Annotated in this window: 26 protein-coding genes and 1 pseudogene; 11 read left to right on the forward strand and 16 right to left on the reverse strand. The window is 74.9% G+C overall.

Annotation, left to right across the window (positions count from 1 at the left end):
- Positions 1 to 19 precede the first annotated feature (19 nt).
- Together ACIRRH_RS15810 and ACIRRH_RS15815 are read right to left on the reverse strand one after the other, a co-directional pair.
- Complete coding sequence (locus tag ACIRRH_RS15810; protein WP_403066990.1) at positions 20 to 145, reverse strand: hypothetical protein; 126 nt, start codon at positions 143 to 145, stop codon at positions 20 to 22.
- Positions 146 to 193: 48 nt separating this feature from the next.
- The gene (locus ACIRRH_RS15815) at positions 194 to 1,369 is read right to left on the reverse strand and encodes an acyltransferase (protein ID WP_403066992.1); all 1,176 of its coding nucleotides are present in this window, start codon (positions 1,367 to 1,369) and stop codon (positions 194 to 196) included.
- 158 nt (positions 1,370 to 1,527) lie between these two features.
- Between ACIRRH_RS15815 and ACIRRH_RS15820 the strand changes: the two genes are divergently transcribed.
- The 3 genes and pseudogenes from ACIRRH_RS15820 to ACIRRH_RS15830 all read left to right on the forward strand — a co-directional run bounded on the left by ACIRRH_RS15820 (position 1,528) and on the right by ACIRRH_RS15830 (position 2,848).
- Complete coding sequence (locus ACIRRH_RS15820; RefSeq protein WP_403066994.1) at positions 1,528 to 1,671, forward strand: hypothetical protein; 144 nt, start codon at positions 1,528 to 1,530, stop codon at positions 1,669 to 1,671.
- A pseudogene (locus tag ACIRRH_RS15825) lies at positions 1,668 to 2,064 on the forward strand (ABC transporter permease); the annotation flags it as partial. The gene ACIRRH_RS15820 and the pseudogene ACIRRH_RS15825, both read left to right, overlap by 4 nt.
- A 409-nt stretch (positions 2,065 to 2,473) precedes the next feature.
- The gene (locus ACIRRH_RS15830) at positions 2,474 to 2,848 is read left to right on the forward strand and encodes a DUF1304 domain-containing protein (RefSeq protein ID WP_403066996.1); all 375 of its coding nucleotides are present in this window, start codon (positions 2,474 to 2,476) and stop codon (positions 2,846 to 2,848) included.
- A gap of 63 nt (positions 2,849 to 2,911) precedes the next feature.
- On the opposite strand, the gene ACIRRH_RS15835 is transcribed toward ACIRRH_RS15830, so the two are convergent.
- Positions 2,912 to 4,270 carry a streptophobe family protein gene (locus ACIRRH_RS15835; RefSeq protein WP_403066998.1) on the reverse strand — a complete coding sequence of 453 codons (1,359 nt, stop codon included), beginning with the start codon at positions 4,268 to 4,270 and terminating at the stop codon, positions 2,912 to 2,914.
- A 481-nt stretch (positions 4,271 to 4,751) separates the two neighbouring features.
- On the opposite strand from ACIRRH_RS15835, the gene ACIRRH_RS15840 reads away from it, so the two are divergent.
- Positions 4,752 to 5,600, forward strand: coding sequence for a DUF6777 domain-containing protein (locus ACIRRH_RS15840; RefSeq protein ID WP_403067000.1), 849 nt, complete (start codon positions 4,752 to 4,754; stop codon positions 5,598 to 5,600).
- Positions 5,601 to 5,660: 60 nt separating this feature from the next.
- Here the strand turns inward: ACIRRH_RS15840 and ACIRRH_RS15845 are convergent, their stop codons facing one another.
- Positions 5,661 to 6,104 (reverse strand): winged helix-turn-helix transcriptional regulator, encoded by a 444-nt coding sequence (locus ACIRRH_RS15845; protein ID WP_403067002.1) that lies wholly within the window; start codon positions 6,102 to 6,104, stop codon positions 5,661 to 5,663.
- A gap of 135 nt (positions 6,105 to 6,239) precedes the next feature.
- Here ACIRRH_RS15845 and ACIRRH_RS15850 point away from each other — a divergent pair, with 135 nt between their 5' ends.
- Entirely contained in the window at positions 6,240 to 7,478 is a 1,239-nt protein-coding gene (locus ACIRRH_RS15850) for an MFS transporter (protein WP_403067004.1), read from the forward strand.
- Positions 7,479 to 7,530: 52 nt separating this feature from the next.
- Here ACIRRH_RS15850 and ACIRRH_RS15855 read toward each other — a convergent pair whose 3' ends face one another.
- Positions 7,531 to 7,965 carry a DUF4259 domain-containing protein gene (locus tag ACIRRH_RS15855; protein WP_403067006.1) on the reverse strand — a complete coding sequence of 145 codons (435 nt, stop codon included), beginning with the start codon at positions 7,963 to 7,965 and terminating at the stop codon, positions 7,531 to 7,533.
- Between the two features lie 120 nt (positions 7,966 to 8,085).
- Between ACIRRH_RS15855 and ACIRRH_RS15860 the strand changes: the two genes are divergently transcribed.
- Both ACIRRH_RS15860 and ACIRRH_RS15865 read left to right on the forward strand, forming a co-directional pair.
- Positions 8,086 to 8,895 (forward strand): nucleotidyltransferase domain-containing protein, encoded by an 810-nt coding sequence (locus ACIRRH_RS15860; protein WP_403067008.1) that lies wholly within the window; start codon positions 8,086 to 8,088, stop codon positions 8,893 to 8,895.
- A complete protein-coding gene (locus ACIRRH_RS15865; protein ID WP_403067010.1) occupies positions 8,892 to 9,230 on the forward strand; it encodes a hypothetical protein in 339 nt (112 codons plus the stop codon). The genes ACIRRH_RS15860 and ACIRRH_RS15865 overlap by 4 nt, the downstream gene beginning before the upstream one ends.
- A gap of 37 nt (positions 9,231 to 9,267) precedes the next feature.
- Here the strand turns inward: ACIRRH_RS15865 and ACIRRH_RS15870 are convergent, their stop codons facing one another.
- Complete coding sequence (locus ACIRRH_RS15870) at positions 9,268 to 10,953, reverse strand: LCP family protein (RefSeq protein WP_403067012.1); 1,686 nt, start codon at positions 10,951 to 10,953, stop codon at positions 9,268 to 9,270.
- On the reverse strand, positions 10,946 to 11,569 hold the full coding sequence (locus ACIRRH_RS15875) for a DUF6542 domain-containing protein (RefSeq protein WP_403067014.1): 624 nt from the start codon (positions 11,567 to 11,569) through the stop codon (positions 10,946 to 10,948). The genes ACIRRH_RS15870 and ACIRRH_RS15875 overlap by 8 nt, the downstream gene beginning before the upstream one ends.
- A 256-nt stretch (positions 11,570 to 11,825) precedes the next feature.
- Here ACIRRH_RS15875 and ACIRRH_RS15880 point away from each other — a divergent pair, with 256 nt between their 5' ends.
- Both ACIRRH_RS15880 and ACIRRH_RS15885 read left to right on the forward strand, forming a co-directional pair.
- Complete coding sequence (locus tag ACIRRH_RS15880) at positions 11,826 to 12,032, forward strand: antitoxin (RefSeq protein WP_363387466.1); 207 nt, start codon at positions 11,826 to 11,828, stop codon at positions 12,030 to 12,032.
- 71 nt (positions 12,033 to 12,103) lie between these two features.
- Positions 12,104 to 12,802, forward strand: a complete 699-nt coding sequence (locus ACIRRH_RS15885; RefSeq protein WP_403067016.1) for a transglycosylase SLT domain-containing protein — start codon at positions 12,104 to 12,106, stop codon at positions 12,800 to 12,802.
- Between the two features lie 12 nt (positions 12,803 to 12,814).
- Here ACIRRH_RS15885 and galE read toward each other — a convergent pair whose 3' ends face one another.
- The 4 genes from galE to ACIRRH_RS15905 all read right to left on the reverse strand — a co-directional run bounded on the left by galE (position 12,815) and on the right by ACIRRH_RS15905 (position 16,711).
- Positions 12,815 to 13,831, reverse strand: coding sequence for a UDP-glucose 4-epimerase GalE (galE, locus tag ACIRRH_RS15890; RefSeq protein WP_403067018.1), 1,017 nt, complete (start codon positions 13,829 to 13,831; stop codon positions 12,815 to 12,817).
- A 129-nt stretch (positions 13,832 to 13,960) separates the two neighbouring features.
- A complete protein-coding gene (locus ACIRRH_RS15895) occupies positions 13,961 to 14,596 on the reverse strand; it encodes a hypothetical protein (protein ID WP_403067020.1) in 636 nt (211 codons plus the stop codon).
- A gap of 835 nt (positions 14,597 to 15,431) precedes the next feature.
- Complete coding sequence (locus ACIRRH_RS15900; RefSeq protein ID WP_403067022.1) at positions 15,432 to 15,893, reverse strand: hypothetical protein; 462 nt, start codon at positions 15,891 to 15,893, stop codon at positions 15,432 to 15,434.
- 86 nt (positions 15,894 to 15,979) lie between these two features.
- Entirely contained in the window at positions 15,980 to 16,711 is a 732-nt protein-coding gene (locus tag ACIRRH_RS15905) for a sigma 54 modulation/S30EA ribosomal C-terminal domain-containing protein (protein ID WP_403067024.1), read from the reverse strand.
- Positions 16,712 to 17,051: 340 nt separating this feature from the next.
- On the opposite strand from ACIRRH_RS15905, the gene ACIRRH_RS15910 reads away from it, so the two are divergent.
- A complete protein-coding gene (locus ACIRRH_RS15910) occupies positions 17,052 to 19,553 on the forward strand; it encodes a cytochrome P450 (protein WP_403067026.1) in 2,502 nt (833 codons plus the stop codon).
- A gap of 19 nt (positions 19,554 to 19,572) precedes the next feature.
- Here the strand turns inward: ACIRRH_RS15910 and ACIRRH_RS15915 are convergent, their stop codons facing one another.
- From ACIRRH_RS15915 to ACIRRH_RS15935, 5 genes are all read right to left on the reverse strand, one after another.
- The gene (locus ACIRRH_RS15915) at positions 19,573 to 19,719 is read right to left on the reverse strand and encodes a DUF6126 family protein (protein ID WP_363387484.1); all 147 of its coding nucleotides are present in this window, start codon (positions 19,717 to 19,719) and stop codon (positions 19,573 to 19,575) included.
- 43 nt (positions 19,720 to 19,762) lie between these two features.
- Positions 19,763 to 20,104 carry an ArsR/SmtB family transcription factor gene (locus ACIRRH_RS15920; RefSeq protein ID WP_403067029.1) on the reverse strand — a complete coding sequence of 114 codons (342 nt, stop codon included), beginning with the start codon at positions 20,102 to 20,104 and terminating at the stop codon, positions 19,763 to 19,765.
- 250 nt (positions 20,105 to 20,354) lie between these two features.
- Positions 20,355 to 20,822, reverse strand: coding sequence for a hypothetical protein (locus ACIRRH_RS15925; RefSeq protein WP_403067031.1), 468 nt, complete (start codon positions 20,820 to 20,822; stop codon positions 20,355 to 20,357).
- A 296-nt stretch (positions 20,823 to 21,118) separates the two neighbouring features.
- On the reverse strand, positions 21,119 to 22,267 hold the full coding sequence (locus tag ACIRRH_RS15930) for a glycoside hydrolase family 3 N-terminal domain-containing protein (protein ID WP_403067033.1): 1,149 nt from the start codon (positions 22,265 to 22,267) through the stop codon (positions 21,119 to 21,121).
- Positions 22,268 to 22,475: 208 nt separating this feature from the next.
- Positions 22,476 to 23,963 (reverse strand): PLP-dependent aminotransferase family protein, encoded by a 1,488-nt coding sequence (locus tag ACIRRH_RS15935; protein WP_403067035.1) that lies wholly within the window; start codon positions 23,961 to 23,963, stop codon positions 22,476 to 22,478.
- Between the two features lie 29 nt (positions 23,964 to 23,992).
- Here ACIRRH_RS15935 and ACIRRH_RS15940 point away from each other — a divergent pair, with 29 nt between their 5' ends.
- On the forward strand, positions 23,993 to 24,847 hold the full coding sequence (locus tag ACIRRH_RS15940; RefSeq protein ID WP_403067037.1) for a methyltransferase domain-containing protein: 855 nt from the start codon (positions 23,993 to 23,995) through the stop codon (positions 24,845 to 24,847).
- The last annotated feature ends 28 nt before the right edge of the window (positions 24,848 to 24,875 follow it).

Below are 24,875 nucleotides of genomic sequence, written 5' to 3' on the forward strand. Positions count from 1 at the left end.
CCGCCGTGCGCACGACGGCTCAGATCACCTTGGGCAGCACCTCGGCCGACCCGGGCGGCTGGTCCTCGGCCCGCTGGAACCGGTGCAGCGCCACCCGGCCCTCCGCGCCACGCACCCGGGCGGCGAGCCGGGCCGGCAGCACCACGGTGGCCAGCCGGCCCTCGCCACGGAACCCCTCGACCGTCCAACTGACCTAGGGGAGCGGATAGTTGGCTGCCGGACTGAAGAGCACCGGGCGATGCCCCTGGAAGCTCACCGCGTAGGCACCGAAACCGCTCCAGTTGGAGAAGCTGAACCGGCGCGCCCCCGGATCGAAGCCCAGCGGCACGCAGTCGCGCAGCCGTGAGCGGCCGAGGGTGGCCAGGAACCACAGGTTGGCGCGGAAGTTGAGGTGCGCGGTCGGGAACTCCTCGACTGCCGTGCGCAGCGCGCCCGCCAGCACCGCCGGACCGTCCTCGGGCCGGTGCGGCACATGGACCTCGCTCAGCAGGTTGCCCACCAGGGCGGGCGACAGGCCCAGCCAGCGGCGAGCGTTGACCGGCACGGTCAGCATCCGCTCGGCGTCGTCCCTGTCCAACTCCCGGAGGGTGCTGAGGAGGTGGGCGCAGAGCACGTCCCCGGAGGACAGCCGCCGTCCGGTCGCCGCACCGAACTCCTCGCGCATGCGGGTCAACTCGGCGTCGGTGAAGGCGATCTGGACGATCCGGTTGGCACGCGGCCCGGCCGCCACCTCGCGGGCCAGCAGCTCCGCCTCCTCCGCCGACGGCACCCGGAAGCCGGGCCGGCCGCAGTCCTCGGCGGGGAGCACCTCGGTCAGCAACTCGTCCTGGTCGTCCACGAGCTCGGCCTCCGGCAGCGGATCGCCCCCGACCGCAGCGGACCAGATCCGCAGCAGCAGCATGAAGCTGTGCAGGTCACCGATCGCATGGTGCCAGGAGCAGCCGAGCACCGTGCCGCCGTCGGCCGTCCCAGTCACCCGCACGGTGAGCAACGGGAGGCCGCCGGTGCGCGCGGCGGGGGCGTCCAACGGGGTGACCAGTTCGGAGCCGGGCGCCGTCACCCGGCCCATCGCCCCGGCGAGCGCGCCCTCCACTCCGTAGACGTCGAACGGCACTCCGGTGTCGTCGCAGACCGCCTCCAGGACGCCCTCGACGGTGCGCAGCCGTCCGGCGAAGACCGGCACCCGCTCCAGCGCGCGGGCCAGGCCGGCGGAGAGCCGGTCGTCGTCCAGCGGGTGCTCGAAGCAGAGCACGACCGAGACGGCGAGGTCGGCGAGCATGGTGTCCATCAGTCCGCACCGCAGCACCCGGCCGGTGGCGTGCCCGGCCCGGACGGTCCGGGATCGTCGCAACTGCGGCCAGACGCTCATGGGTTCCGTTCCGAAGCACTCGACGACCTCCGGCTCCGCGCGATCCACGGGCACGCCGAACGATAGTGGTGCACGGAGGCAGTGGTCCAGTCCAATCCCGCGCTCCGGAACGGCTCTTCGGCCGCCGCCGCGACCACGGCGGCGATAGAATGCGCAGCATGGGAGAGCGCCGCGGCGCACCCACCGCGCCGCCCCTCGTACTGGTCACCGACAGCGACTCGCCGCTGATCGACCCGGCCCGGACCTACCACCTCGGCCGTGACCCGACCGGCGAGGTCGTCCTGGATGACCCCCGGGTCTGATCATCGCGGTCGCGCTGCTCGCCTTCTCGGCGATGATGCTCGGCCTGGTGGTCTCGGCGCTGGTGGACAAGGAGGAGGCCACCATGCCGCTGCTGGCGCTCCTCTTCGGTGGTGCAGATCGTGTTCAGAGGCCTGATGCTCAAGCTGCACGGTGTCCCGGCGCTGGAGCAGTTCGCCTGGCTGGTCCCGTCCCGCTGGGGCCTGTCGGCGATGGCGCGCACCGTCGAGCTGCACGGCATCTTCCCGAACGCGATCACCGCCGACCCGATGTTCCGCCACCAGCGCTCCGGCTGGCTGATGGGCATGGCGCTGCTGCCCGGGCTCTCGCTGCTGTACGGCCTGGTGGTGCTGGCGCTGCTGCGGCGGCACGAGCCGAACATCATGCGGCGGTGACCTCCGCCCCGGGTCCGCTGCGCGGGGCCCGGCCGGGCCGCCGCCGGTAGAGTGGGAAGCGACCTGTGGTGCGAGACGTGCCGCGCGCGACGGGGATCCGCGCGGCGGAGGAAATGTAGCCGCCCATGGACGAGTTCGCGTTCCGCCCCACCCACGTCGCCCCACCGGACGGGATGTCCTCCTGGGCGACACCCGACCCGGCCCGCAAGAGGTCGCCGAACTGCGCGCGGCGGGCGCCGCCGAGCCGGAGCCGTGGCGCGCGGACGGGCCTCCCACCCGGGTCGTCCCGGCGCTCGCCCCGGCGATCGCCCCCCGACCTGCCAGCGGTGCCGGAGCCGTCCGCGTGCGCCGCACCGGTCGTCCGCCCGCCGCCCTCGCCCTCGCCCTCGCCAGGAGGGAGCCGTCCGCCATGAACGCCGTGAGCCAGGTCTTCGCCGTGGTCGCCGCGGGGATCCACCTGATCGTCTGGCCCCTGGAGAGCTTCCTCTACGGGCACCCGCGGGTGCGGCGCCTGCTGACCGGCGGCACGGCGGACGCCCCGGAGGTCCGGCTGTGGCGCGTCAACGTGGGCTTCTACAACCTGTTCCTGGCGCTCGGCCTGGTCACCGGCCTGGTCCTGCTGCACAGCGGGCACCCGGGGGCCGGACGGGCCGTGGTGCTCTACGTCGCCGCGTTCATGGTCGCGGGCGGGACCACCCTGTTCGTCTCGGAACCGAAGCTGTGGCGCGGCGCACTCGGTCAGGCCGTCCCGGCGGCCGTCATCCTTCTGGCCGAGGCCTTCTGACGTTCCGGCCACCGATTGTCCCGAGCCCGGCCGCGCCGGCCCATACCCCGCCCCGCCCGCGCCTCACCCCTCGTCGGCGCCCCGCGCCCCGCCAGCCGGCGCCTCGCCGCGGTGCCGCACGCGGGTGGCGAGCAGGGCGCCGAGCGCGCCGGTCAGCAGCCCCCAGCCGGCCGCGAGCGGCACCGCCGTCCAGAGCACCGGGCGCAGGGTGAGGCTGCCGCCGCCCAGCCCGGCCAGCGGGTTGTTGCCGCCGAGCACGGCACCCAGCAGGTCGGCCAGCCCGCCCTGGCCGAGGCCGACGCCGAGCACGGAGAGCCCGTAGTCGGCGTCCACCCGGGTCCACAGGCCCATCAGCAGCACGGTGACGGCGGTGGCGAGCGCGAACCGGACGGCGTGCTGCCAGAGCCGGACGGTGCGCGGCGAGCGGCGGGCCGCCAGGAAGGCGGCCGCGAGCAGCAGGACGGCAGCCAGCGGCAGCAGCCACCAGATGCGCGCGTCCTGCTCAGCGAGGGTGCCGAGGTCGATGGTCGCCTCCCCGCCCCCGGGGGTGCGCAGCACGGCACTGAGCGGTTCGGGGACGGGCAGGCCGAGCGCGCCGACCAGCCGTCCGTGCCACTCGGCGCCGAGCCCGACGCCGAAGGCCGGCCAGGCCAGGTTGGGCAGCGCGAGCAGCACCACGGCCAGGGTGTGCCGGGCGTTGCCGTGCACGATCGCGGTCAGCACCCCGGCCGCCGCACCGACCGCCAGGTACGCCAGCAGGACCAGCCAGAGCGCGAACGCGGCCGGGCGGACCGCGAGTTGGTAGCGCACCAGAGCGGGCGGCAGCGGGGCCCGCCGGGACACCGCGAAGGTGACCGCGAGTACCAGGAGAAACCAGGCCAGCCCGATGCCCACGGTGGTCGGGCCGTCCGCGTGGAAGCCGACCTCCGGGGTGAGCCCGAGCACGCCGCCGATCGTCTGCGCCAGGTCGCCGCCGAGCGGGACGACGAAGGTGTGCTGGGCGCCGAGGGTGAGCAGCACCAGGGCGAGCAGCCAGAGCAGCACTGTCCGGCCGATCCTTCCGAGCAGTTCACCGCCGCCCACGACCGCACGGAAGCCCAGCCGGCGCAGGAACACCTCCGCCATCACGACCGCGCCGGCCACCGAGACGCCCAGCGGCATGGCGCTGATCCCGGCCCCGACGGCCGCGAAGTCTCCCGCGCCGCCGTCCAGTCGGACGGTGCCGCCGACGGCGAGCGCGAGTGTCGCGGCCAGCACGGCGGGGAAGCCCCCGTCCGGGAGGTCGTCGGCGCCGGACAGCCAGAGGCCGAGCGCGGCCACCGCCGCCATCGCGACCAACCCGGCCAGCACGACGGCGAGCGCGTCCAGCCAGCCGCGGACGGCGCCGGGCGGGCCCGCGGCCCGGGTGGTGGGCTGCTGCATGCCGTCTCCTCGTCGCTCGCGGGGTGCTCGGGACCCGGCCGGGCCCGGGATCGCTCGGCACCCGGTCGGTTCCCGGCCGGCCCGTGGTGGTTTCCGGTGGGGTTTCCAGGGTGGCCGACGGCCGGTGGGCACGCTCGGCGACGCCCCGGGCACCTGCTGTTGCGGCGAACGGGGCGGCGGGAGAGAAAGGGAAGCAAGTGGCCGGAGCTTCCCGGGTCGGCCGTGGCCGGCCGGCCGCCTGCGAAACGGAGCCTCGATGACCGCCCAACCGCCTCCGTCCGGCCCGCCCACCGAGCCTCCGCACGGTCCGCCGTCCGGGCCACTCGCCGGTCCGTCGGCCGGCGGGGGTGCGAGCGGGCCGGGCGGACCATCCGGACCGGGCGGTACCGGCGGGCCCGGTGGGCCGTCTTCCGGCGGGCCCGGGCGCGGGGCCCGCCGGCCGTGGTGGCGCTCCGGGAAGGGGCTGGCCCTGGCGGCGGGCATGGTGGCGGTGGCCGTGGTGGCCGCCGTGCTGATCGCCGGCCACCAGGGCGGCCACAACCCGGGTGTGCCGGCCGTGAACGAGGTCGCCCTGCAGGCCCCGGCCGATCCGGGGCCGGACCCGTTCACCCCGTCGGTGGAGACCCGGGGGGTGAGCGCCCCCGCCCCCGTCACCCCGACGGCGCAGCAGCCGGGCGGCGCCTCATCCTGGAGCGGTTCGCCGGCCCTGTTCCACAGCGTCGAGGGCGACTCCGCCGGGCTGTACGCCGGGACGATGGGCAAGCCGAGCTGCGACACCGAGCGCCTGATCGGGATGGTCTCGACCGGGGACACCGGGCGCGCCTGGGCCTCCGCCGCCGGCATAGCGCAGGCCGAGATCCCCCGCTATCTGCGCTCGCTGACCTCCGCCTACCTGCGGGTGGACACCCGGGTGACCAACCACAGCCACAAGAGCGGCGCGGTGGTCGACTACCAGTCCGTACTCCAGGCGGGCACCGCCGTCCTGGTGGACGACCGGGGCGTGCCCCGGGTGCGCTGCTCCTGCGGCAACCCGCTGAAGCCGCCGTTGCTGGTGACCAAGGCCAAGTACACCGGGACGGCCTGGCCCGGCTTCCAGCCGACCGCACTGATCGTGGTGGCGCCGTCACCGCAGCCGGTGACCCAGATCACCCTGGTGGACATCGAGACCGGCGGGTGGTTCTCCCGGCCGATCGGGCGGGCCGAGATCACGGACCAGCACGTCGAACCGCCGACGGGGCCGCCGGCGCCCGGCATCCCGCCGCCGAGCCCCTGGCAGCCGTCCACGCCCTCCGGCTCGACGACGGGCTCGGAACCCGCCGCCCGGAGCTGACCCGACGCGCCCCGACCCGGTTGCCACCGGCCACCACCCGGCCGGTGGCAGCGGCACGCCTCAGGGCAGCAGCACCCTCGCGTCCTCGGGCCCGAGCACCCGGCCGTCCGCCGAGCGCACCTCGACCGTCGCGACGGGCGCGCCGGACTCGCGGTCCACCAGGCGCGCCCGGGGCTCGCCCTCCTCGAAGAACCACTGGTCGCCCCACTGCCGCAGCGCCGTGATCACCGGGAACAGCGCACGGCCCTTCTCGGTGAGCACGTACTCCTGGTACGGGCTGCCGTCGGCGGCCGGCGCGAGGTCGAACACCCCGTTGGCGACCAGGTTGGCCAGGCGGGCCGACAGGATGTTCTTGGCCAGGCCGAGGTTCTTCTGGAACTGCCCGAAGCGGCGCAGCCCGTCGAAGGCGTCACGGACGATCAGCAGCGTCCAGCCGTCACCGACGACGTCGAGCGGACGGGCGACCGGGCAGGCCGATTCCTCGTGCGTGATGCGTTTCGGCACTTCCTCCACCTCTCAGCGCTCACCGGTCGGCGCCCAGCGTACCGATCAGGACGCGGTTGCTTGTTGAAACCAGGATATGCCATGGTGCGGTGGTAGCACTTTGAAACCACCGTGCCCTTCGAGGGAGTCCCGCCCATGACCTCTCCCGCCCGCGCATCCGCCTCCACCGCGACCGCCACCGACACGGCCGGCGCCCCCACCGGGGCACCACCGCGCGGCCTGTCACCCGCCGCCGCCTGGTTGCTCTCCGTCGCCTGCGGCCTCGCCGTGGCCAACGTCTACTACTCGCAACCACTGCTCGACCTGATCGCCCGGGACCACGGCATCGACCCGGCGACCATCGGCCTGGTCGGCACCCTCACCCAGACGGGCTACGCCCTGGGCCTCCTGCTGCTCGTGCCGCTCGGCGACCACGTCAACCGCCGCACCCTGATCACCTCCCAGCTCGGCCTGTCCGTCCTCGCCCTCCTCGCCGTCGCACTCGCCCCCTCCGCTCCGCTGCTGCTCCTCGCGATGGCCGCCGTCGGCGTCCTCGCGGTCGTCGCCCAGGTGGTCGTCGCCTACTCCGCCCAACTCGCCGCCCCGGGCGACCAGGGCCGGGTGGTCGGCACCGTGACCAGTGGCATCGTGGTCGGCATCCTGCTCGCCCGCACCGTCGCCGGAACCATCGGCGACCTGGCCGGCTGGCGTGCCGTCTACGTCGCCTCCGCCGTCGCGACCGCCGCCATGGCCGTCGCCGTCGCGGCCGCCGTCCCGTCCGAACGGCACCGGGCGGCCGAACGGATCGGTTACCCCCGCCTGGTCGGCTCGGTCTTCGCGCTCTTCGCCCAGGAGCGCGTGCTCCGGGTCCGGGCCGTCCTCGCGCTGCTCAGCTTCACCTCCGTCACCGTGCTGCTCACCCCGATGGTGCTCCCGCTCGCCGCGCCTCCCTTCGACCTCAGCCACACCCAGATCGGGCTCTTCGGTCTCGCCGGTGCCGCCGGAGCCCTCGGCGCCGGGTACGCCGGCCGCCAGGCCGACCGCGGTCGGGCCGAACGCACCGCCGGGATCGGCCTGCTGGCCATGCTGGTCGGCTGGCTCCCGGCCGCACTGCTCCCGCACTCGGTCTGGTGGCTGGTGCTCGCCATGGTGGTGATCGACTACGGCCTGCAGTCCGTCCACGTCGCCAACCAGCACCTCCTCTACCAGGTCCGCCCCGAGGCGCAGAGCCGCCTGACCGCCGGCTACATGCTGCTCTACTCCGCCGGGTGCGGCGCGGGCGCGATCCTGTCCACCGTCGTCTACGACCACGGCGGCTGGACGGCCGTCTGCCTGCTCGGCGCCGCCACCAGCCTGACCGCACTCGGCTACTGGTGGACGGCGGCCCGCCGCTGACGGCCGCTCGACGCCAGGCCGTTCCGCCCCCGGCGGCTCGACCCCAGGCCGCTCAGCTCCCGGCCACCGGCGCGTCCGCCGGCGACGCCACGGCGAGAACCTCCCGCAGCGCCCGTATGCCCTCGCGCCAGGCCGGACCGCTCTCCGTCTCGTCCCACAGCTCCGCGAGCTCCGACTCCTGCGCCACCACCCGGTCCAGCGCCGCCACCGCGAGCGGGCGCAACTCGACGGCGAGCGGCGGCAGCGGCTCCTTCGGACCGTACGCGCTGGTCACCGCCGCCCCGCCCGGGCACTGCGCCGCCACCAGCGCGGCGGCGGCGACCGCCTCCACCGCCTCGTCGGAGTCCAGGAACTCCTCCGCACGGACGGCGCACCGCAGCGCGGAGCGGAGCAGTGCCTCCCGCTCGCCCGGCGCCGCGTCGTCCAGACCGCCGCTGAAGTCCGCCGCCGAGTCGCTGTCGAAGTGTCCGATGTCCCAGGTGCCCATGCCGATCCCCTCACGCCGGTCGTGTTCGTGTGCGACGGATGCTTGCACACGCGACTGACAATCCGCCGGGCCGACGGATATTCGCTGGTCAGCACGGTGACGGTAGGGCAGAGTGCGGCCATGACCACCACTCAGGGACTGGACCGCGACGGCTGCATCGCCCGGGAGGGCTCGCTCGACCGCGTGCCGCCGGCGTTCGCGCCGGTGGTCGCCGCCGCCCGCGAGCGGATCGCCACGGCCTTCGGCCCCGACCGGCTGCACAGCGCCTACCTCTACGGCAGCGTCCCGCGCGGCACCGCGACCCCGGGCGTCTCCGACCTCGACCTGCTGCTCGCCCTGCACCACGAGCCCACCGCCGCGGACCGGGCGGCGGCCGACGCCCTCGAAGCGGCGCTCGACACCGAGTTCGCCCAGGTGGACGGCGTCGGCGTGCTGCTCTTCGGCACCGGCACACTGCTCAGCGAGCTGGAGCGGCACGACCTGGGCTGGTTCGTCGCCTGCCTCTGCACCCCGCTGCTCGGCGAGGACCTCGCCGCCCGGCTCCCCCGCTACCGCCCCACCTCGCTGCTGGCCCGGGAGACCAACGGCGACCTCGCCCTGGCCCTGCCCAGGTGGCGCGCACGCGCGGCCGCCGCGGGTACGGACGCCGAACTGCGCGCCCTCGTCCGGGGCGTCGCCCGCCGCCTGGTCCGCACCGGCTTCACCCTGGTCATGCCCCGCTGGGGCGGCTGGACCAGCGACCTCGCCGCCTCCGCCGAGGCCTTCGCCGGCTACTACCCGCAGCGCGCCGACCAGATGCGCCTCGCCGCCGGCGTCGCCCGCACCCCCACCGCCGACCGGGCCACCCTGGCCGTGCTCGTCGACGGCCTGGGCCCCTGGCTCGCCGCCGAGTACGCCGCCGTCCACGGCGTGAAGGCGCCCCGCCCGTGACGGCGCCGGAGCACCACCCACCGCTGGTCCGCGAGGTCTTCCCGGACCTGCTCGGCGAGCTGGTCGACCTCCTGGAACGCGAGGGCGAGCACGAACTGGCCGTCGCCGCCCGGGACCTCCGGCTGGTCGCGCGGTGCCGCTGCGGTGACGGCTTCTGCCAGGGTTTCCGGACGGAGCCGCATCCGGACGGTCAGCCGTTCGGCCCGGGCCATCGGTGCGTACCGCTCTCACCGGCCGACGGCATGCTCGCCCTGGACGTCGTGGACAGGCGGATCGTGTACGTCGAGGTCCTCGACCGGGAGCCCCTCCGGGACGCCCGCCCCGGCCCGGACTGACGGCGCGGCGGGACCGACCGCCCCACCTCCGGGGATCTCAGTCCACGCAGGGAATCCCGCCCGCCTTCACCGCCGGCCCCTGCATCGGCAGCCCTCCCGCCGGGTCGGCGGAGGGATCGGCCGCCGTGGCGGCGGCCGAAGGCACGGCGGCCGACGACACGGCGGCTGACGGCACGGCGGCCGACGACACGGCGGCTGACGGCACGGCGGCTGACGGCACGGCCGTCGGGCTCGGGGACCGGGAGACGGCGAGGGTGAGCAGGATGCGGCCCGCGGGGACCGTCGTCGAGAAGAACGCGTTCACCCCGTAGCGGGCGGCGAGCTGCTGCGCGTCCGCCTTGGCCCCGGACCCGTACGCGACCGTGGTGGCCCTGGTCCTGGCCGGGGCGTCGCCGAACCGGCCCGCCTGGTAGCCGAGTTCGGCCAGCGCCGTGGACTCGTTGGCCGCCGCGCCCGCCCCCGCGGCCGCGTTGACGTCGACCACCGCCCTGGCCGCCACGCTCGGGGTGGCGGAGGGCGACGGAGTCGGTTCGCCCGGCGCGTCCCCCGGCGTGGCGGCCGGAACGGCCACCACCGGCTCGTGGTTGAAGAGCTGCCGGACGATCTTCCTGATCAGGTCCGGGTTGACGGTGTTGACCTGCTGCCCGCCGACCGTCTTGAACCCGCTGATCGGCAGGGTGTTGAACTCCACGTTGCCGCCGGTCAGGTTGGGCGTCTGCTGGGCGAAGTCGAGGATGTTCCACTCGTTGTCGATCACCACGTCCTTCTTCACCACCGCGAACAGCTTCTGCATCTGCCCGAAGTCGTTCAGGATGCCCTGCTGCTTGAGCTTGTACTCGACGGAGGAGAGGAACGCCTGCTGCCGGTGCGTGCGGTCGAGGTCGCCGTTGGTGAGGTGGTGGCGCTGGCGGACGAAGGAGAGCGCCTGCGCGGCGTTCAGGGAGTTGATCCCGGCCGGGAGCCTGAGGCCGGTGCCACCGCCCTCGTGGGTGGCGGTCCGGGCGGTGATCGGATCGTCCACCGGGTGGTTGAGGCAGACCTGGATCGGCTCCACCGCCTTGGCGATGTCGTAGAAGCCGATCAGGTTCACCTCCACGAAGTGGTCGATCGGGATGTCCAGGAGGCTCTGCACGGTCTGGATGGTGGCCGAGCGGCCGGCCTCGCGGCTCTGCCGTTCCAGCTCCGCCCTGGAGAGCCCCTTGCCCGCGAGTTTCTGCTCGGCGGCCACCTTGGCGATGCCGTACGCCTCCTTGATCTTGTGCATCTTCCCGTCCGCACCGACGGTCTGCACGTAGTCGTCGCGCGGCACGGAGAGCGCGGAGACCCTGCCGCCGCCGGCCGGGATGTGCAGCACGATCAGGGCGTTGGTGTTGTACCCGCCGATCTCGCTGGAGCCGGCGTGCAGTTCGGCCTCCACGAACTGTTTGGGCAGGGCGTTGCCGTCCATGTCCTTGCGGCTGTCCAGGCCGATCAGCAGCAGGTTGACGGACTTGTCGAGGTGCGGCGGGGCGTTCTTCCTGGCCTCGCTCAGCGCGGTGGACTTGATCATGCCGTCGTCCAGGCTGCGGTACTCGTACCAGGTGAAGCCGCTGGCGCAGAGCACGGTGGCCGAGACGGTGCAGGCCAGGGTGCGCCCGGCGACGGTCAGCGGGGCGGCGCCGTGGCGCGGGACGGGGCCGCGCCGACCGCGGCCGCCGGTACGGCTGTTGCCGCGCTCAGCCACGGCGGCTCCTTCCGGCCGGGGCAGGCGTCCTGCCGGTTCGTCGGCGCTCCGGCACCGCCCGGCGGCGGGCCGCCACGGCGCGGACCGCGACCACCGCGAGCGCCACCGCCACGGCCGCGGCCATCACCGGGAACGCCCCGACCACCCAGCGCAGCACGCCGGTGCCGAGGTTCTTGCCCTGGTAGTTCCCGGGGTGCGCCAGGTACTCGACGCCCGAGGCGGTGAGCAGCACCACGACCGGGGCGGCCGTCACCACCCACCACCGGCCCGCCCGGCTGCACAGCACCGCCGCGGCCGCCGTTCCGAGCACCGAGCCCACCGCGAAGAGGAGGCCGACGCCCGGCCCGTCGAGTTCGTCCGCGACCGCCCCGAGCAGTGGCAGCCCGACCGCCGAGAGCGCGGCCGCCGCCCCGCAGCGCCGGCGCGCCTGCTGGCGACGGCGGGCGGCGCCGGGGCGCGGCGCCCGGACCTGCCGGGGCACCCCGGTGCCCGTGACCTTCCCGGGTGCGTCCGCGGCTCCCGCGCCGACCGGCCGGGAGCGCTGGGCGGGCAGGGCACGGTCCTCGGTGCGCGGTCCCGCGTCCTGGTACGGCGTTCTCGCCCGCTGACCGGCCATGCGCACTTCCCTCGATCGTTGCGGCTGCGGCGGCGCGATCGCACCGCCGCGCGTGCCGGGACGCCATCGGTCCTGGTGGGGATCCAGTCTCTACATCGCTGTAGAAGATGGTCCGGAGCATACAAACCCATTTCAGCAAAGTCATCCGCCGCCACCCGGCAGCGACGGACCGTCCGGTGGCCCGTCGTTAGGATGGTCATGATCCCCGCCACGTCGGCACACCATCAGGAACGCATCAGAGGAGCAGAGCGTCACCATGTTTGAGAGTCTGAAGAACATCGCGGACAAGGCCACCGACCTCGCCCGCGAGCACGGCGACGTGATCGGGCAGGGCCTGGACAAGGTCGGCGACGCGATCGACGACCGCACGGACGGCAAGTACAGCGGGCAGATCGACACCGGGGTCGAGAAGGCGAAGGACTTCCTGCGCAACCTCGACGGCGACCGGAAGCCCACCGAGTAACCTGCCGCAGGGCACGATCAGTCGCACGGCGGTCGAACGAGCGCACGGGCGAACGGGGAGGGGCGGCAGCGGTGAGCGAGGAGAAGAAGGGGTCCGGCCTGGGGCGCTGGCTGGTCATCGGTGTCGTGGTGGTGGCCGGACTGGGTCTCGTCCGCGGCACCGGACACGACGGAACGGCCTCCACCGACCCCTCCCCGACCACCGCCGCCCCCTCCGGCCCCTCCTCGGGCGCCGCGCCGTCGGCCGGTTCCTCCGCGCAACCGTCGAAGCCCTCGAAGCCCTCGGGCCCGTACGAGCCGGCCGACTACGCGGCGCCGGTGCGCCAGTACGCCGCCGAGGCCGGCGTCAACCCGCAGCTGCTGATGGCCATCCTCTACAACGAGTCGTACAAGCCGCACGACCCCGAGCTCGAACGGGCCTGGCAGCGCAACAAGCCGGACGCCTCGTTCGGCATCGCCAACATGCACCGGGCCGCCTTCGACGACACCAAGCCCGGCCGCCCCTTCGCCTCCCGACAGTGGGAGGAGCTCCCGGACGACCGGAACCTGGCCGTCCAGGCGGCCGCCTGGCACCTGCACGACCTCGCCGCGCAACTGCCCGCGCGCCCGAGCGTGTCGCTCAGTCGGGACGAACTGGTCGCCCTCGGCTACAACGCGGGCGCGGGCAACATGCTGGCCTTCGCCCGGGGCGTCAAGATCGGTTCCCAGGCGCAGTCCTACCTCGACCGGCTGCGCGACAACTGGTCGAAGTCCGGCGAGGCCGTCAAGTAGCGATCCCGGCGGTCAGCTGACGCCGAGCCGGGCGGACCAGATCCTCCGCCAGGCCAGCGCGTCGGCGACCCCCTCGGCCAGGCCGCGCCGCGGCTGCCAGCCGAGCAGGTCCCGTGCGGTGTCCACGACGGCGTAGCAGCCGATCACGTCCCCGGGCCGCGGCCCCGCCTCCCGCACCTGGAGACTGGTGCCGACGGCCTGTTCGAAGGCGGCGATCAGCTCCCGCACGGTGGTCCCGTCGCCGGTGCCGACGTTGATCACACGGTAGCGGTCGGCCACGCCCGGGGCGATCACCTCGTCGAACCGGAGCAGCGCCGCGACGTGCGCCTCGGCGAGGTCCTGGACGTGGACGTAGTCGCGGATGCCGGAGCCGTCGCGGGTGGCCCAGTCGGTGCCGGTCACGGTGAACGGGGTGCCGGTGGTGTGCGCCTCGATCAGCTTGCCGAGGGCGTGGGTGGGGTGGAGGTCCTGGAGGCCGGTGCGCAGCTGCGGGTCGGCGCCGATCGGGTTGAAGTAGCGCAGGGCGATGACGCGCTGCCGCCCGGCGTCCTCGCCCCGGGTCCAGTCCTGGAGGACCTGCTCCATCATCTGCTTGGTGCGCGCGTACGGGCTGCCAGCGTCGACCGGGCTGCTCTCGTCCACCCGGGCGTCCGGGGTGGGGGCGTAGATCGAGGCGGAGCTGCTGAAGACGACCCGGGTGCAGCCGTGGCGCTGGAGGGCGTCCAGGAGCTCGACGGTCTTGGCCACGTTCTCCCGGTAGTAGTACAGCGGCTTGGCCACCGACTCGGGTACGACGATCTTCGCGGCGCAGTGGACGGTGGCGTCGATGTCGGGATGCTCGGCGAAGATCCGGTCGAGCAGGGCGGCGTCAGCGATGTCGCCCCGGTAGAAGATCCGGTCCGCGACGAACTCGGCCCGCCCCCGGGAGAGGTCGTCCAGCACGACCGGGGTGATCCCCCGGTCGAGCAGGGCGGAGGCCACGGTGCTGCCGATGAATCCCGCACCACCGGTGATCAGGACCTTCTTCATACGCGGATGCTCCCTTGCGATCGTCCGGGCGCCCGGTGGCGCTCGGTGACCGGAAGAGACGTCGGCCCGCACCCGGCCGGTTCCGCGACCGGGTCGTCCCCGCGAACCGGGCGGGCGGTACCGGGCGGCTCAGCCGCGGTGGCGGCGCATCCAGAGCCCGGTGGCGACCAGGACGACGGCCGCGCAGGCGGTGCCGATGGCCGCCCAGGTGGTGGCGTCGGAGGTGGTCGCGTGGACGGGGCCGGGCGCGGCCTCCCGGGCGGAGACGGGGGCGGCGGTGGTCCCCGCCGCGGGGCGGGTCTCCCGGAGCGGGGCAGGGGTCACCTCGGCGGACCGCGGAGCGGTTTCGGACAGCGCCGGGCCTCCCGTCCCCGGGGACGCCGGGTCGGTGACCACGACGGTGTCGACGTCGAGCTCGCGCTCCCCGTGCCCGGGGCCGGGGAAGGCACAGTCCACCGTCACCCGCCAGTGCCCGACGGGCAGGATCTCCCGGGTGGTGTACGTCCCCGGGTGGCCGGGGGCGGTGACCAGGCGCCAGGGGCCGACGGTGCGGCCGTCCGAGGCCGTCGCCGAGAGCGTGCCGGCGAACTCACCGGTCACCGGGTCGTGGTCGTCCTCCCAGGTGGCGAGGGTGCTGACGCGGCCGTTCTGCTGGCCGGTGACGTCCAGGTGGACGCTGTCACCGTGGGCGACGGCGGGTGAGGCGGCGGACAGCAGGGCCGCGGCGGCGAGGGCGAGGGCGGCGAGGTGGGGGCGGGTTCGCATGCGGGAGGGTCCTCGGGGCGGTGTGGGGGCAGGGACGCGGGGAACGGCCGGCGCCGGGAACGACCGCCCCTGGGTGGGCGGCGGCCGTTCCCGGCGCGACGGACCTCCGGGCCTGCGGGTGTTGGGGCCCGCGGGCGTCGGCGGCTCGGGTCGAAGGTTCGGCCGGCGTACGGGCCGACCGGTTTCACGGACTCACAGGAACAGCCTTACCCCGAACGGCTCACCGGACCTTCATCGGCGACCGGTTCCGGCAAGGCCCGCCGGTCGGCTGCTGCGGCTCCGGCAGCCGACCGCCGTGGGCGGCGGGCCGGCCGGGCGCCCCGGGACCGGCGGCGGTGCCGGTCCGCCGCTGTCCCCCACCCCATCGCCCCGGACCGCCCCGGTCGGCGAGCCCGTGCTCCCGCCCGGAACGCTCCCGCGGGTGAGCCTGCGACGCCTGCCGCGATGCCCCATCGCGTCCCTCTCCTCGTACGACGACCCGCGGCCCGTGGCATGAGGGGCTCGGGCCTTCCGACACTCCGGAGAGCGGAAGGGGCGACCAGGAATAACAGAAACCTCTTGCGGAATTCCCGGGACGGTTCGACCTGACGGTGGCCGGGGGCACCGGAACGGCCCGGGCACGGCGGAGCCGGGAAGCGCACTCGGGGGGTGTGCGCTCCCCGGCAGGGGTGGTGGCGGCCACCCGGCCGGAGTCCCGGGGCGTGTGACTCCATCGGCCGTGACGGAATGCTAGACCCGCCGACGGATGCTGACCAGTGCCCTGACCAGGAGATTTTCCGCCCCGGACATGCCATTGCCCCTTGGCATGTGACGTATCGTCAGAAACGGCGGAGGATCAGGCCGCGACTCTCACCGGCTCCACTCCGAAGGCCGCCGCGCCCGCCCCGGGCCGCACCGCCGTCACGGAGCCGGCGCCACAGCCCCCGTGCAACCGGGCCAGCCCGGCCACGAGGGCGACCCGGTCCCCGGCGAGCCAGAGCCGCAGGGCCGCCGAGAGCGCGGCGCTGGCCGGGCCGACCGCGGGACCGCCGGTCCGCACGAGCCGCTCGCCGAGCAGCGGCAGCAGGTCCGCGACCGGGGCGGGCAGCCACAGGGTGAGCGCGAAGGGCGCCGGTCTGGCCAGAACGCGCAGCAGCGGCAGGACGCACGCGTCGTCGTGCAGCGCGGGGATGACCTCCAGCAGCCCGTCCACCGCCACGCCGGAGACGTCGCCGCCGTACCCGCGTGCGAGGTCACGCAGCAGCGCGCGCTCGGCGGCGGTGATCCGGACGGTCAGCATGACCTCGTCGCAGTCCATGGTCCCGGCCCCTTGTCGTGGAGATGTCGTGGTGTGGTCGTCTCGCCGTGGTGTCAGTCCCGTGCCGACAGGGTTCCTGCCCCGATTCAGCCGTCCGATACCGGCGCTATCAGGCCGTAGTGGCCGTCGAAGCGGCGGTAGAGCACCCGCGCCCGGCCGTCACCGGGGTCGGTGTAGTCGACGAACGGGCGGCCGGTGATCCAGAGCAGGCGGGCCGCCTCGGCAAGGTCGAGCGTCGGCACCGCGCCGGTGCCGACGGTACACAGCTCCACCGTGCCGCTCGGCGAGCAGCGGTGGACCAGGCTGTCGCGCCCGGTCGCGGCGTCCGCGAAGAGGTGGAACCGCCGGTCGAGGGCGAGCAGTTCGAGCGCGGCCTGCTCGGGGGTGCGGCGGGCGAGCACGACCGCCTTGTGCCGGGCGATCCGCCGCTGGGCGAGCGGACGGTCGGCGAACTGCGGGCGGTAGGCGCTCTCGTAGGCGACGGCGAAGCCGATGTCGCCCTGCTCGCGCAGTCGGCCGGCCCGGCCGGCCAGCGTGCCGAGCACCAGGTCGACGGACTCCCGCGCGGTGCCGGTCGCGAGCTGAACCCGGACCGGGCCGACGTCCGCCAGCTCGACGTCCGCCTGGGCCAGTGCGGGCCGGGTCACCGACCGGTCGCGCGAGCGGGTCAGCCGCAGTCGCAGCGCGTGGGCGTCGGGTCCGAGTACCGTGGCGGTGTCCAGCGCCCGGGCCCGGGCGTACTCGGCGTCCTCCCGCGGCAGCTCGCCGCGGATCTCCACCCGGACGTCGAGGGCCGGCCGGTGGCGCAGACGGGTCATCAGGTGCCTCCTTCTTCGCAACCATGCTGTCCCTCGCACGCCCGTGCGGCGAGGGTCCAAAGACCCTGCCTGCGAGCAGGCCCCGGATCACCCGGACGGGCGCATCCGTGCAGGTCAACACCGATCTTCGAGCACTCACGAAAGGGTCGATCCGATCGGCCGTTGGAGTGATCCCCGCACATTCGGCGCAACGCTCGGGAAACCGGCGCGTTTGCCAAACGTGCGCCCTCCCGCCGGGGGCGCGCGCGGGGCCCGCGCTGGGCGGTCCCCCGCCTCCCGGCCGGCCCACCGCTGCCACCCGGCATCGCCCGCACCGGCCACTCTGGTGAGAGGTAGTGTCATGTCCCTGCTGACCGAAACGCGGAAGCTGATCGTCCCCCCGAGAACCACGCCCGGTCCGTCCCCACTGGCCCGCGCCGCCGTCCCCCCGCTGGCCCCCGGCGCCCTGCCCGGCCTCGGGCACGCCGGCGCCCTGCTGCGCGACCCGCTCGGCTTCCTCGGTTCCCTCGCCCGCCACGGCGGGGTGGTCCGCATCCGGCTGGGACCGCGCACCGTCTGTGTGGTCACCGACGCCCGGCTGGTCCACACCCTGCTCGTCGCGCTGGCCCACGACTGCCCGCGCGGCGCCGTCCAGGACACCCTCAGGACGGCCTTCGGCGACGGCCTGCTGATGTCCGAGGGCCAGGCCCACCGTGACCGCCGCCGGACCGTCCAGCCCGCCTTCGGTCCGGACCGGATGGGCGAGTACCTGGCCGTGATGCAGCAGGTCACCGAGGAGCGGGCCGGACGCTGGCGCCCCGGCCAAGTCCTCGACGTGGCCAAGGAGATGAACCACCTGGCGCTGGAGATCGTCACCCGCTCGCTGTTCGACGCCCGGCTCAGCGAGGACGCCACCGTCGCCTTCCACCGGGCGCTGCCGGACCTGGTGAAGGGCCAGATCGTCCAGTCCCTCTACCCGAACCCGGCGCTCGCCCGGCTGCCGCTGCCCGTCAACCGGCGCTTCGGCGACGCCGTGCGGGTCCTCAACCGGGTGGTCGACGAGGCCGTCGACGGCCGCGCTGCGACCGCGACCGCCGAGGAGGGCCGGCGCACCCTGCCCGCCCTGCTGCGCGCCGCGACCGACCCGGCCACCGGGTGCCCGCTCACCGAGGCGGACGTGCGGTCCGAGGCGATCACCATGTTCGGCGCGGGCACCGAGACCGTCTCCACCACGCTCACCTGGCTGCTGGACGAGCTGCTGCGCCACCCCGAGGTGGAGGCCCGGATCCTCGCCGAGCTGGACGAGCACCTGCCCGCGGGCACCGTCCCCACCCCCGAGGCGCTGGCCCGGCTCACCTACACCCGCAGCGTCACCCAGGAGGTGGTGCGGCTGCACGCGCCGAACGCCTTCCTGATGCGCACTGCCCAGGTGCCGGTCGAGCTCGGCCCGTACCGCATTCCGGCCGGCACCGAGCTGCTGTACAGCCTCACCGCGCTGCATCGCGACCCGGTGCGCTACCCGGAGCCGATGAGCTTCCGGCCCGAACGCTGGCAGGACGGCGGCGGCACCGGGCGGCCGTCCTTCCTGCCGTTCGGGGCGGGCAAGCACAAGTGCATCGGCGAGGCCTTCGCGTGGGCGGAACTGACCGTCGCGGCCGCGACGATCCTGCGCCGCTGGCGGCCGGTGGCGGTGCCGGGCGCCCGGGCCCGCGAGGTGGTGTGGACGACGGTCCAGGCGCAGGGCCTGCGGGTGCGGCTCGCTCCGCGCGGCGCGCGCTCCCCGCGCGGCGGCGCCGCGGCGGCCTCCCGCGAGGGCGATGCCACCTCCTCACCGGAGGGCACAGCGCCCTTCTCGCCCGCTGAGCCACCGCCGGGCCGGTGCCCGTTCACCGGCGCCACCCACGCGACCGCCCCCGCGGCGCCCATGGCCACCACCGCTCCGGCCGGCCCCCGCCCGCCCCGTGACCTGCGCCTCGCCGCCGACCGGCACGCCGACTGGGCGCTCCGCCGCGGCCTGCTCACCCCGGCGGAGCTGCCCCGCTACCGCGCCTACGCGCTGCACGAGCTGATCGGCCACGCCTTCCCCCGCGCCCGGGGCGCCGAACTCGACCTCCTGGTGGACGTGCTGGGCTGGTTCACCATCCTGGACGACTGCTTCGACGGTTCGCCCGGCCGCCACCCCGCCGAGGCCCGCGCCCTGGTCGACCCGCTGATCGCGGTCCTCGACGGAGCCCGCGGCACGAACCCCTCCGAAAGCCGACTCCTGCTCTCCTGGCGGGAGTTGTGGAAGCGGCAGACGGCGTCGATGTCCCCCGAGTGGCGCGCCCGGGCGGCCCGGGAGTGGCGGGCCTGCCTGGCCACCTTCCCCGCCGAGGCCGACCACCGCGCGCGCGGCGCCGTGCCCGCCCTCGGCCTGACCGACACCATGCGGCTGCGCCGCCACGGCAGCTGCCTCTACCCGTTCATGAACATACTGGAACGGGTCCACGGCGCCGACGCCCCGGCCGCGCTGCACGCGGAGCCCGCGCTGCACCGGCTGCGCGCCAACACCGCCGACGCCGCCACACTGATCAACGACCTCTACTCACTGAAGCGCGAGGAGCGGCAGGCCGGGGCCGCGTTCAACACCGTTCTCACCCTCCAGCGGGCCCACGGCTGCACCCGCGGCCGGGCGGTCCACGCGGTGCGCACCCGGGTGGTGCGGCTGCGGCAGGAGAGCGAGGAGCTGCGCCGCGAACTGCTGCACCGCCACCCGGCCGGGCGCTGGTACCTGGACGGCACCCGGGAGCTGGTCGCCGGCGTGCAGGCCTGGACCAGCACCAGCGACCGCTACCTGGTGCCGGACCGCGGGCCGCGTCGGTGAGCCGCCCGTCCCCGCCGCGCTACTTCCGCCCGCCGAGCGCGAACAGCAGCAGCACGAAACCGGCGAACAGGTGCGTGGCGAAGATGTAGATGCCCGCGCGGATCAGCATCGCCTTGCGACGCCGCTTCTCCTCGCTCGTACCGTCGTCGCTCGTGCTGTCGCTCATGGTGGTGCTTCTCCTCGGATCGGGCGGACGGGCCGGGCGCGGCTCAGCGGGACCGACTGCCGGAGGCGCGCAGCTCGGTGAGCAGCGCGCCCTGGTCGGTGATCAGCTCGGTCAGGATCCGTCGGGCCGCGCGCAGCAGCTCGGCGACGTCCGGGGTGCTGAGCGCGTACACCACGGTGTTGCCCTCGCGCGTCGCCGTGACCAGCTGGGTGCGGCGCAGCACCGCGAGCTGCTGGGAGAGGTTGGACGGCTCGACCTCGATCTCCGCCAGCAGCTCGCGCACCGGCCGGGGGCCGTCCTGGAGCAGCTCCAGGACCCGGATCCGCACGGGGTGGCCGAGGGTGCGGAAGAACTCCGCCTTGGCCTGGTACAGCGGTACCGGCATCGTCCGCTCTCTCCCTCTGGTCCGGCTCGATGGTCGTCCGGCCGGGCGGGGATCGATGCCGCGGCCGGTAGGCATCATCGCGACAGATGAAGATTTCTTCAAGTCGTCACAGTGCGTCGCCACGGTGCGCCGAAACCCGGCATGCCCCGGCCGGGCGATCCGCCGTGCGGTCGCACCCCGGCCGGGGCATGCGGGCGCCGGGCCCGGGATGCTGCCAACTCCCGGGCCCGGCAGTCACGATGACGTGTCGTCAGCAGGCTACAGGCACATCCACCGTGGCCGGCACCTGGCCGCTCCAGAACCCCTCGACGTCGAAGGACACGTGCACGGTCGACCCGCACGGCACGGTGGCCGAGATGCCGTCGACCCGAACCGTGGACACCTGGAACACGGTGCGGCCGTTCACCGTACCGAGCGAGGCCCCACCGGCCACGTTGGCCGACAGGTGGGTCACCAGCTCCTTCGGCGCCGGCGGCCACGGGGTGCCCGGGGACGGCGGGCCGGCCAGGCCGATCTTCCCGTAGATCGCGACGCTGTCACCGGTCACGTCGGCGCAGGCATAGGTGGCCAGGCCGGCCTGGAGGCTGGAGTACCCGCAGGTGGTGACAGTGGTGGCGGTGGTGGCGGCGGCCGGGGCCGCGGCGAACGCGGGGACGGGGGCCGAGAGCAGGGCGGCGGCGCCGACAGCGCCGGCGGCGATCCGGGTGATCCGGTTCATGGGTTCCTCCTTGAAGGGAACGAGGACGGACAGGGACAGGTGGTGTGGCACATATGACATTTCATAGGCACGACAGGAACTTTGCCATGCGATTCCGATGCGCTGACCCCGATTTGCCCTTCGAACCGAACCCTCGTCCGAAACCAGAGCCTCAATGGCGCAATCACCCTCGAAGAGCCGAACGGATGCACCTTCTCAGGCAACGCCCGAGTTGAGCCCGGGTGAACCGCACCCGAACCGCCGCCCGGGCGGGACCGCGGCGCCCGCTGCCGGACGGCGCCGCGGTCCGCCGCGGCTCAGCCCAGTGAGCCCCGCAGGGCGTCGACCCGGGCCACCGCGTCGGCGAAGGCGTGCCGCTCCAGGCGGCCGTCGTCCAGGGCGGCGGCCAGCGCCTCGGTGGCGTCCTCGGCCTGCTGCGGATCACGGGCGGAGCAGAGCAGCAGGTCCATCCCCGCCTGGGCGGCGGCCAGCGCGCGGTCGCCGGCACCGCCGTACGGGGCGAGCGCCTCGGCCTCCAGGGCGTCGGTGACGGTCACGCCCTGGAAGCCGAGCCGGCCGCGCAGCTCGCCCTGGACGACCGTGGGCGAGAACCCGGCCGGGCGGTCCGGGTCCAGCGCCGGGTAGACCGCCCAGGAGGTCATCACCAGGCGCACGCCCGCCGCGATGGCGGCCCGGTACGGGGCCTCACCACGGGCGCGGAGCTGTGACAGCGGGACGTTCAGGGTGACCGGGCGCTCGTCGGTGTTCTCACTCCGGGGCGCGGCGCCGAGACCGGGGAAGTGCTTGGCGGTCGCGGCCACGCCGAGACCCTGTTGGGCGGTGAGGAAGGCGCTGCCCAGCTGCGCCACCGTGGCAGGGTCCTGGCTGTAGGAGCGTTCGGGGTGGTCGATGAAGTTGTCCGGCTTGTCGTAGACGTCGAGCACCGGGGCGAGGTTGAGGTTCAGCCCGGCGTCGGCGAGGGTCCGGGCGGCGCCGGCCCCGGAGTCCGTCGCCGCGGCGACCGGGTCCGCCGCCAATCCGACGCGACGGGCGGAGAGTTCGGGCGCACCGGGCAGCCGGCGGACCTTGCCGCCCTCCTGGTCGGTCATCAGCAGCAGGGTGCGCGGCTGCGGCGCCTCGGCCGCGGCCTGCTTCAACTCGGCGACCGCCTCGGCGAGTTGATCCGGGCTGGTGACGTTCTCGCCGAACAGGATCACCCCGGCTGCCCGCCCCTCCCGGAGCGTCCGGAGCACCCCGGCCGGCGGCGTCGGGCCGGAGTACGACAGGACGATGCGCCGCCCGGCGAGCACCCGGGAGTCCTCCTGCTCCTGACCGGCCATCGCCGCGCTCCTCTCGCTCGGGGCACCGTGCGGCGGGGCGGGCGAGCCGAGCGGCACCGGCCCGAGCACGGCCCCCATGACGGCCAGCACCACCCCGAGCTGGGCGACACTTCGGAACGGGGCCATCACGCCTCCCGGGTCGGCATTTGACTTCGGCATGTCAACGTACCCAGGGGCGTGACGCGGCATTCCCCCCTGCACCGGATTCATCCGGCATTCCAGCTTTTGCACCACAGAAGGTGACGGCGGTCGCACTCCGGGCCGGCCTCGACCGCGACGCGCGGGCCCGGCATCCGCCACCGGCGAAGCGCGCCGGGTGGACCCGGCGCACGCCTCAGGGCGAACGGCGGACCAGGCGGCCCAGGACGGCCAGGCCCTCGGCGATCTCCGCCACCGAGCCCGCCGCGTAGCCGAGGACCAGCCCGGGCGGGTACGGGAGCCGGGCGTGCCAGGACAACGGCTGCACCTTGACCCCCTCGGCCAGTGCGGCGGCGGCCAACTCGGTGTCGGTGCGGCCGGGTTCCTCCGGAAGCGTCAGCATCAGGTGGAGGCCCGCCGCCGCACCGTGCACGGTGGCTCCCGGCAGGTGGGCGCGGATGGCGGCGATCATGGCGTCCCGGCGCCGGCGGTGTCGGCGGCGCAGCAGCCGCAGGTGGCGGTCGAGGTCGCCGGACTCCAGCAGCCGGGCGAGGACCAGCTGGGGCAGCACCGGGTTGCCGAGGTCGGCGAAACGCTTGGCGTCCAGGACGGCGTCCCGCAGCCGGGCCGGGACCAGCAGCCAGCCGGTGCGCAGAGCGGGGGCGAGCAGCTTGGAGATGCTGCCCGCGTAACAGACCCGGTCCGGCAGGGCGGCCCGCAGGGCCGGGACGGGCGGGCGGTCGTAGCGGTGCTCGGCGTCGTAGTCGTCCTCGATGACCAGGCCGCCCTCGCCCGCCCAGCGCAGCAGCTCGCGCCGTCGGTCGCCGCCGAGGACGACGCCGGTCGGGTACTGGTGGGCGGGGGTGAGCAGGACGGCCGGGGCACCGGTGGCGCGCAGCGCGTCGACCCGGATGCCCTCGCCGTCGACCGGGACGGGCGGGGTGGCGGCGAGCCAGTGGGCGAGGTGCTGCCGGGCGCCGAGTGAGCCCGGGTCCTCGACCGCGACCTCGTTGATGCCCGCCCGGCCGAGGGCACGGCCGAGCAGGGCCAGGGCCTGGGCCGTGCCGGCGACGATCAGCACCTCGTCCGGGTCGGCGCGGATGCCCCGGTTGCGGGCCAGCCAGTGGGCGACGGCCCGGCGCAGGGCCGGGGTGCCGCGCACGTCGCCGTAGCCGAGGTCGGATGCGGCGAGGCCGTCGAGGACGGCCCGCTCGGCGCGCAGCCAGGCGGCGCGGGGGAAGGCCGCGAGGTCGGGCACCCCGGGGGTGAGGTCGATCCGGGCGGGGGTGGCGCGCAGCAGGTCGAAGACCTCGGGTTCGGGGTCGTCCCGGAACAGCGCGGGTGCCGGGCGGGGCGGTTCCGTCACAGGCGCCTCCCCCGGTACGGCGGGGGCCGCGACCACGACCGTGCCGCCCCGCCCGCGGCCGGCGACCTGTCCCTCCTCGGCGAGGCGCTGGTAGGCGTCGGTCACCACCCCGCGGGAGACCCCGAGTTCGGCCGCGAGCACCCGGCTGGCGGGCAGCCGGCTGCCGGCCGGGAGCCGCCCGTCGGCGACCGCCTCGCGCAGCCGGCGGGCGAGCCAGTCGGTGAGGCCGCCGGACGGGGCGTCGGCGGTGTCGAGCTGGAGGAAGTCGGCGCCGGTCTCTTTGGACCGGTCGGATGCCTCGGCTTTGGACCTGTTCACCGGACCATAGTGGCGGCGAGGGTGGGGCCATGACCACGGAGACGACGGCGCCCGCGGATGCGGCAGCACCGGGGCACCACCACGACTACGTCCACGGCTACTCGGAGACCGAGGCCCAGCGCCTCGGCGACCAGGCCGACACCCTCGCCGAACTGCTGCACGCGGGCACGGCGTACCCGGCGGGCAGCCGGGTTCTGGAGGCCGGCTGCGGGGTGGGCGCGCAGACCGTGCACCTGCTGGCCGCCAGCCCGGGCGTGCGGCTGACGGCGGCGGACCTCTCGGCGCAGTCGCTGGCGCAGGCCCGGGCCCGGGTGGCCGCGCAGGCGCCCACTGCGGACGTCACCTGGCACCACGGCGACCTGCACCGGCTGCCGTTCCCTGACGGCTCGTTCGACCACGTCTTCCTGTGCTTCGTGCTGGAGCACCTGCCCGACCCGACGGCCGGGCTGGCGGCGCTGCGCCGGGTGCTGCGGCCGGGCGGGACGATCACGGTGATCGAGGGCGACCACGGCTCGGCGTTCTTCCACCCGGAGAGCCCGGCGGCCCGCCGCACCATCGACCACCTGGTCCGGCTGCAGGCCCGGGCGGGCGGCGACGGCCTGCTCGGCCGCCGCCTCCACCCGCTGCTGACCTCGGCCGGCTTCGCGCGGGTGTCGGTCCGCCCGCGCACGGTCTTTGCGGACGACGCCCGCCCGGCCCTGGTGGAGGGCTTCACCCGGCGGACCTTCGTCGCCATGGTCGAGTCCGTCCGGGCGGAGGCGCTGGCCGCCGGGCTGACCACCCCGGAGGCGTTCGACCGGGGTATCGCGGAGCTGCGCCGCGCGGCGGAACCGGGCGGGACCTTCCACTACACGTTCTTCAAGGCGGTGGCGGTCAGGCCGTAGCGCGGACCGGCCGGGACGGGCACCTGCC

The organism is Kitasatospora sp. NPDC101235 (genome assembly GCF_044767505.1).
Taxonomy (GTDB): Bacteria; Actinomycetota; Actinomycetes; order Streptomycetales; family Streptomycetaceae; genus Kitasatospora.

Coding starts and splice junctions, on each gene's coding strand:
- ACIRRH_RS15815 (WP_403066992.1), bottom strand. CDS start 1,369: ATGAGCGTCTGGCCGCAGTTGCGACGATCCCGGACCGTCCGGGCCGGG.
- ACIRRH_RS15820 (WP_403066994.1), top strand. CDS start 1,528: ATGGGAGAGCGCCGCGGCGCACCCACCGCGCCGCCCCTCGTACTGGTC.
- ACIRRH_RS15830 (WP_403066996.1), top strand. CDS start 2,474: ATGAACGCCGTGAGCCAGGTCTTCGCCGTGGTCGCCGCGGGGATCCAC.
- ACIRRH_RS15835 (WP_403066998.1), bottom strand. CDS start 4,270: ATGCAGCAGCCCACCACCCGGGCCGCGGGCCCGCCCGGCGCCGTCCGC.
- ACIRRH_RS15840 (WP_403067000.1), top strand. CDS start 4,752: ATGGTGGCGGTGGCCGTGGTGGCCGCCGTGCTGATCGCCGGCCACCAG.
- ACIRRH_RS15850 (WP_403067004.1), top strand. CDS start 6,240: ATGACCTCTCCCGCCCGCGCATCCGCCTCCACCGCGACCGCCACCGAC.
- ACIRRH_RS15855 (WP_403067006.1), bottom strand. CDS start 7,965: ATGGGCACCTGGGACATCGGACACTTCGACAGCGACTCGGCGGCGGAC.
- ACIRRH_RS15860 (WP_403067008.1), top strand. CDS start 8,086: ATGACCACCACTCAGGGACTGGACCGCGACGGCTGCATCGCCCGGGAG.
- ACIRRH_RS15875 (WP_403067014.1), bottom strand. CDS start 11,569: ATGGCCGGTCAGCGGGCGAGAACGCCGTACCAGGACGCGGGACCGCGC.
- ACIRRH_RS15880 (WP_363387466.1), top strand. CDS start 11,826: ATGTTTGAGAGTCTGAAGAACATCGCGGACAAGGCCACCGACCTCGCC.
- galE (WP_403067018.1), bottom strand. CDS start 13,831: ATGAAGAAGGTCCTGATCACCGGTGGTGCGGGATTCATCGGCAGCACC.
- ACIRRH_RS15895 (WP_403067020.1), bottom strand. CDS start 14,596: ATGCGAACCCGCCCCCACCTCGCCGCCCTCGCCCTCGCCGCCGCGGCC.
- ACIRRH_RS15900 (WP_403067022.1), bottom strand. CDS start 15,893: ATGGACTGCGACGAGGTCATGCTGACCGTCCGGATCACCGCCGCCGAG.
- ACIRRH_RS15905 (WP_403067024.1), bottom strand. CDS start 16,711: ATGACCCGTCTGCGCCACCGGCCGGCCCTCGACGTCCGGGTGGAGATC.
- ACIRRH_RS15910 (WP_403067026.1), top strand. CDS start 17,052: ATGTCCCTGCTGACCGAAACGCGGAAGCTGATCGTCCCCCCGAGAACC.
- ACIRRH_RS15915 (WP_363387484.1), bottom strand. CDS start 19,719: ATGAGCGACAGCACGAGCGACGACGGTACGAGCGAGGAGAAGCGGCGT.
- ACIRRH_RS15920 (WP_403067029.1), bottom strand. CDS start 20,104: ATGCCGGTACCGCTGTACCAGGCCAAGGCGGAGTTCTTCCGCACCCTC.
- ACIRRH_RS15925 (WP_403067031.1), bottom strand. CDS start 20,822: ATGAACCGGATCACCCGGATCGCCGCCGGCGCTGTCGGCGCCGCCGCC.
- ACIRRH_RS15930 (WP_403067033.1), bottom strand. CDS start 22,267: ATGGCCCCGTTCCGAAGTGTCGCCCAGCTCGGGGTGGTGCTGGCCGTC.
- ACIRRH_RS15940 (WP_403067037.1), top strand. CDS start 23,993: ATGACCACGGAGACGACGGCGCCCGCGGATGCGGCAGCACCGGGGCAC.